The sequence below is a fragment of the Nocardiopsis sp. NPDC055824 genome (assembly GCF_053616335.1).
Genome location: NZ_JBSHDN010000288.1, coordinates 1 through 6,243, shown reverse-complemented (window position 1 = coordinate 6,243; position 6,243 = coordinate 1). Strand labels below are relative to the sequence as shown.

At 77.5% G+C, this 6,243-nt stretch carries 4 protein-coding genes; all 4 read right to left on the bottom strand.

Annotation, left to right across the window (positions count from 1 at the left end; all coding sequences use genetic code 11):
* Positions 1–71 precede the first annotated feature (71 nt).
* Positions 72–584 carry a hypothetical protein gene (locus ACWGL3_RS30325; RefSeq protein ID WP_267947617.1) on the bottom strand — a complete coding sequence of 171 codons (513 nt, stop codon included), beginning with the start codon at positions 582–584 and terminating at the stop codon, positions 72–74.
* A 178-nt stretch (positions 585–762) separates the two neighbouring features.
* A complete protein-coding gene (locus tag ACWGL3_RS30320; protein WP_267947618.1) occupies positions 763–2,856 on the bottom strand; it encodes a WD40 repeat domain-containing protein kinase family protein in 2,094 nt (697 codons plus the stop codon).
* Positions 2,857–3,015: 159 nt separating this feature from the next.
* Complete coding sequence (locus ACWGL3_RS30315; RefSeq protein WP_267947619.1) at positions 3,016–5,067, bottom strand: serine/threonine-protein kinase; 2,052 nt, start codon at positions 5,065–5,067, stop codon at positions 3,016–3,018.
* A 13-nt stretch (positions 5,068–5,080) separates the two neighbouring features.
* Positions 5,081–6,243 (bottom strand): WD40 repeat domain-containing protein (locus tag ACWGL3_RS30310; RefSeq protein WP_452462083.1); only part of this gene is annotated, 1,163 nt, incomplete at its 5' end.

Here is a 6,243-nt window from a genome sequence, read left to right as displayed (position 1 = left end):
CGGGGGCCGGTTTCCCCGGCCCCGGCGGTCGCGGGGTCGGCCGTGAGGGACGGGGAGATGGCCGGAACCGGTCAGGCGTTCCGCTCCTCCCCGGCCGCGGAGCCCTCGGAGACGGAGACCTCGGCCGGGGGCGCGGCGGCGGGCTCGCAGCGCGCGCGGAGGCTGCGGCGCCGGCGCGCCTCGCGCAGCGAGACCCCGACGATGCGCGCGGCGGTGAGGCCGGCGACCACGGCGAGCGGGAGGACGAGCATGGTCACCGGCTGGCGGATGCCGTGGAAGCGCGCCCCGGCCTCGTCGAGGACGATGAACCCCGCGGGCCGTGCGCGCACGAACCCGCCGCCGCCCGCGCCGTCCCCTCCCGCGGCGAACAGGCGGCTGGAACCGCCGCCCAAGCTGGTGAGGGACGTGATCCTCGCGACCGGGACGACCGTGGAACCCCCCGACACCACCGGGTCGCCGAAGACTGTCGCGGACCTGGCCGCGGCCCCGGTGCTCCGGACCAGGTCGGACAGGACGGACAGCGCGGGGCTGGTGCGGCGGCCGGAGGCCGCCTCGCGGATGCGGCTGCTGACGTTTTCCGGCATGGCCTCTGGTCCTCTCGGGGTACGGGCACGGGCTTTCACGCTATAGCGCCCGGGCGGCGCCGTGAGGAGCCGGGTCCTTCCGGCGCGCCCCGGACGGCGCGGGCCGAACGCGGTCCCGGCACCCCGACGCCCCCTGCCCCCGGCAGTGCCGACCGTCCCGGTGTCCCCGTCAGCCCCGTCAGAACAGCGTCTCGGCGGGCTCCAGGGTGTCGGGGTCGACCAGGACGACGCGCCCCTCGGCGGAGACGCCCGCCAGGACCTCGCCCCCGGGGTGCACGGAGACCTCCTGGAGCCCGTCAGCTCCACGGCCGCCGGCCGCGAGGTCCTCGCCGGTCTCCGTGTCGAACGCGTGGGTCGTGTACGCGCCGTCCTCCAGGGGGCCGTCCCCGGGGGCCAGCCAGCTCACGTACACGCGGTCGAGCGCCGCGGAGAGCGCCAGGTCCACGAGGATCGGCCCTTCGGCGTCGGCGAAGCCCGTGAGCTCGAAGGACCGCACCTCCGAGCGCGCCGCGTAGTCCCACCACACGATCCGGTCGCCGACGAGGTGGACCACCTCGTCGGCGCCGGGCACCGCGGCGAACAGGCGGTGCGACGTCCCCCGGACGGTGTGCAGCTCCTCGCCGCTCTCCGCGTCCCACACGGTGATCGTCCCCCCGTCGTTGGTGAGGACGCGCCCGGCGTCCGCGAAGGCCGTCCCGTGGACCGGGGCCTCCGCGATCTCGGACACCCGGGCGCCGGTCCCCGTGTCGATGACGGCGACGCTCGGCCTGTCGTCGGCCCGCTCCAGCGAGACGGCCAGCCGCGACCCGTCGGGGCTGAACGCGAGGCCCTCCGCGTGGCGCGGCCTGGCCGTCCACGTCCCCCCGGTCCCGACGGGCCCCTCCTGCGGCCCCAGGTGCTCGGCGGACGTGCCGGCCGCGAGGTCGAAGGTGCGGGCGACCCGCACCTGCTCGTCGCCCCGGCCCTCGTAGGACGTGGGCACGGTCACGGCGAGGGTGCACCCGGTCGGGGCGAACACCGGGCCCACCGCGAGCCCCACCGACCCGGCCGGCCTGGCGACCTCCTCCCCGACCCGCCAGTCCCACACCGTCAGCCCGTGTTCGGCGGTGGTGACGGCCAGGCGGTCGCCGTCCGGGCTGAAGGCGGTCTCCCACACCGTGGTCCGCGCGCCGTCGACGTCCTCACCGGGCGGCGGGAACCCTCCGCCGTCCGGGCAGCCGCCCCCGGTGACCAGCCCGGCGGTGTCCGCCCCGTCCGGTTCCCCCGCCGCGCCACCGTCCCCGGTCGACAGGCGGTGCCCCCACACGGCCGCCCCGGCCACGGCGGCCAGGGCGAGGACCGCCGCGGCCGCGGCGACCGCCCTCCGGCCGTTCCGGCGCCCCCGGGCGTCCGCCCCGGTGCTCCCGTCCGGCACGCCCGCCTCCCCCGGTCCGGTCCCGGAGGGCCGCTCCGCCCGCCCCGGCCCGTCGGCGGCCACCGCCGCCTCCTGCCGTGCCGCGGCTTCCTCCAGCCGGGCGAGGAACCCCGGCGGCCACGGGCCCGGGTCGGCGGGGCCGCCGAGCATCCGCACCAGGTCGGCGGCGCTGGGGCGCAGGTCCGGGCCCCGGCGCAGGCACGCGTCGACCAGCCCCCGGAGCTGGAGCGGGACGCGCGGCAGGCCGGGAGCCCCCTCGGCCCCGCTCGCGGCGAAGGACAGGGTCGCCGCCCACGAGAACACGTCCGCGGCGGGGGCCGCGCCGCCCTCGGGCGCCGAGAAGGAGGGGTGGGGAGCGCGCTGACCGGCGTCCGACGCGGCCCGTTCCAGCCCGGCGTCGGCGAGGAGCGCGGTCTCCCGGGTGAGCACCACCCCGTCGGGCCGCAGCGCACCGTGGGAGCGGCCCCGGGCGTGCAGCTCGGCGAGCCCCTGCGCCAGGGCGAGGGCGAGCGCGTGGAGGGCGTCCGCGGGGACCGGGCCGTGCTCGCGGACGTGGTCGGCCAGGGCCGGGCCGGGGGGCCGGTCGACCGCCGCCCACGGCACGGCTCCGCCCAGGTCGGCGGAGCGCACGCCGCACACGTGGCGGCCGTCCGGTCCGTACGCGCTCTCCACCAGGCGGGTGAACGCCGACCGGAACCCGGGGTCGGCGGCGTACCCGGAGCGCACGACCCTCACGGCCACGGGGCGCTCCCCCGGCACCGAGCCCAGGTAGACGCGCGCGCAGGCGTCCTCGCCCAGGCGGGCGTGGAGCCGGTAGGGGCCGACGGCCGGGGGATCGTGGGGGTGGAGAGGGAGCATGGGCCTTACCGGTGTCGTGGCGGGGCGTGCGGTGCGGGCGGGGCGTGTGGTGCGGTGCGGGTGGAGCGGACCCGTGTCCGGTGCGGGACCGCGCCGTGCGGGGGCGGCCGGGCCGCCGGAGCCGGGTCCCGGGACCCGTTCGGAGGGGGCCGCGGCTGGTCAGCCGATACGGCTGTGGAGGCGCAGGCGCTCCGCGTCCACGATCCAGACGTCCGAGTCGAGGAGCGGGACCCCCGTGAACACGTGGCCGTCGGGGTGCATGCCGAGCCGGCTGACGTACCCCTCGTCCTCCTCCCCGGTCAGCTCCTCGCCGGTGGAGAACTCCCAGACCTTCATCCCGAACCCCTCCGAGTCCTCGTCGACGATCAGCTCGCCGGACGTGTACGGGGCGTACAGCCGGTCCGCACCGGGGCTCAGGACGAACTCGCTGAGCCCGTTCTCCGGCATCGCGGCCGGGGCGAACGTGCGGGGCGGGCCCCCGTCGAGGAAGTCCTCGTGCACGACCCCGTCCCCGGTCATGTACAGGAGGCCGCCGTCCTCGTCGGGGAGTTCGAGGTTGGACCCGTACCCGGGCTCGGCGCCCCCGGCCTCGAAGAGGGTCCCGCCGCTCTCCGTGTCCCAGACCCGCACCTGCCCCGTGTAGTCGACGGCCGCCAGATACCCGCCGCCGGGGGAGACCGCGATCGTGTGGGCGCCGTCGGTCCCGCTGTAGGTGTCGGTGACCTCGGCGGTCTCCAGGTCGACGCGCAGCACGGCCGACTCCGGCTCCCCCGTGCCCTCGACCAGGTACAGGCCCTCGCCGTCGGGGTCGAAGGCCGAGGCGACGACCTCCACGTCCCCCCGGTACACGGTGTGCTCGCCCGTCCCGGCGACGTACACGTGCACGCCCGTCCCGTTGTAGCCGACGCGGCAGCCGTCCGGGCTGACGAGCGGGGTGGGCGACAGGCCGGGGACCTCGTCCTCGATCCGGGCGATCTCGGTCCCCTCCTCCCAGTCCCACAGGGCCAGCCCCTGGCTCCCGGCGACGACGAGGACCCGGCCGTCGGCGGAGAACACGGTGCCGGGAGGGACGGACGACGACGGGATGCTCGGCACGGGCCGTGCCGCCTCGGCGAGCTCCGGGGCGATGTGCTCGGTGAGGTCGCACCGGACGCGGCGGCCGGGGTCCTCCTCCGCGGTCCCGCCGCCGAACGGGCCGGCCAGGGCCCACGTCCCCGCCCCGGCGGTGAGGAGCAGCGCGGCCCCCGCGGCGCCGACGAGCAGTGGTCGCCGCCGGGCCCGGGAGGCGGGGGCGCCGCCCGCGGCCCCGGGGCCTGCGGCGGCGACGGCGTCCCGGTACTCGCCGTCGATCCGTTCGAGCGTGTGGACGGCGGGTGGGGGCAGCCAGGCGGACGCCGTCGTCGGAGGCGCCGCCGGACCGCCCAGGGCGTGCAGCACCCGCGACGCGGAGGGACGTTCCCGGGGGTCCTTGTCCAGGCACGCCGAGACGAGGCCGTGCAGCCGCTCGGGGATGCCCGTCAGCACGGGGTCCTGGTTCGTGATGCGGTACATCACGGCGGAGGGGTGGCCCTCGCCGAACGGCCCGGTGCCGGTCAGCGCGTACACGATCATCCCGCCCAGGGCGAAGACGTCGGCGGCGGCGCCGCCCGGCTCCCGGCGGATGTTCTCGGGGGCCATGTACCCCGGGGTGCCGACGAGCCGCCCGTCCCCGTCCGGCCCGGCGTCCTCCAGCGCGGCGGCGATGCCGAAGTCGATGACCTGCGGTCCCGCGGCCGAGACCATCACGTTGCCGGGTTTGAGGTCGCGGTGCACCAGCCCGTGGGAGTGCACCCGTTCCAGGGCCTGGGCGACGCCCCGGGCGGCGAACCGCACGCTGTCCTCGGGCAGCGGCCCCACGGACCGGACCAGGTCGTGCAGGGAGGGGCCCCGCACGTACTCGGTGGCCATCCAGGGGGTCCGGCCGGACGTGTCCGCGTCCAGCACCCGGGGCGTGTGGGTGCCGTGCACCCGGCGGGCGAGGTCGAGTTCGCGCGCGAACCGCTCCCGGAAGTCGGGGTCGTACGCGTACTCCGCCCGCACCACCTTGACGGCGGCGGTGCGGCCCTCCCGGTCGATCCCCAGGTAGACGCGGCCCATGCCGCCGGCGCCCAGCAGGGCGACGGTCCGGTACGGTCCGACCCGGCGCGGATCGCGGGGTGCGAGGTGCTGCATGGCGGCCCTCCGGTCAGCTCAGCTCGTTGACGACGGTGTAGTCGGCGTCGAGGACGAGGACGCGTCCGCCGCCGTCGGCGACCGTGGCCAGGTACTCGTCCTCCGGGTGCGACCCCATGGGCGCGTACACCATCACGTCGGCGTCGCGGAGGAGCTGGCCCGTCGAGGCGTCCCACACGCTTCCCCGGTCGTCGTCCCAGCCGAAGGAGCCCGCGAGGACCCGCTCGCCGTCCGAGGAGTAGCCGATGCCGGTGACGGACTCGTGGCTCGCGTCCGGTTCCGCGAGGGGGCGGACGACCCCGCCGGTGCCGAGGTCGACGATGTCGACCCGCCTCGCGCCGCTCTGGAGGGCCATGGTCCGCCCGTCGGGCGCGAGGGCGAACGCGTAGTGGTCCCCGCCCTCGAACAGGTGGAGCCGCTCGCCGGTCGCGGGGTCCCACACGGCCACCCCGACGTAGGCGTCGAACCCCTCCTCCATGACCGTGCCGACGAGCAGGGAGTCGTCGGCGGTGTAGCTCAGGTCGGTGAGGACCCCTCCGGCGGGGAACTCCACGCCGGGCGTCCCCTCCGCCACGTCCCAGATCTGGACGACCCGCTCCTCGCGGGGGTCGCCGTTCTCGGCGGCGAGCACCGCCACCCGGGACCCGTCGGAGGAGAGGGCGGGCATGTCGTAGAACCCGCGGCCGCCGTTGTCCCGGCCGAACCGGTTGACCTCGTCGCCGCTGCCGCCGTCCCACACGCGGATCTGGTCGCCGTAGGCGCCGGCGACGTGGTCGTCGGGCCCGATGTCCGCCGCGGACGGGGCGGGCTCGAACACGTCGACGGGTTCCCCGGCCTGCCAGTCCCACCTGGACAGGGACGTGCCGAACACGTACAGGGACTCGCCGTCCACGGAGAAGTCGACCTCGTAGATCCACCCCTCCAGGTCGACCTCCGGCGCGCCCTGCGCCGAGGGGGAGGCGGAGGGGCCGGGCGGGGCCGGGGGACCGCCCCCGGCCGCATCCCGCGGGACCCCGCCGCCCGGCAGCGCGGTGAGAGCGAGGGCCGCCCCTCCCGCGACGACCAGCGCGGACGCCGCCGCGAGGACCGCGGCGCGGCGGCGGAACCGCGGCTCCCCCCGCGGCGCCCCCTCCTGTGGTTCACGCCCGGGGGGCGGGTGCCCCGTGCCGTCGGCCC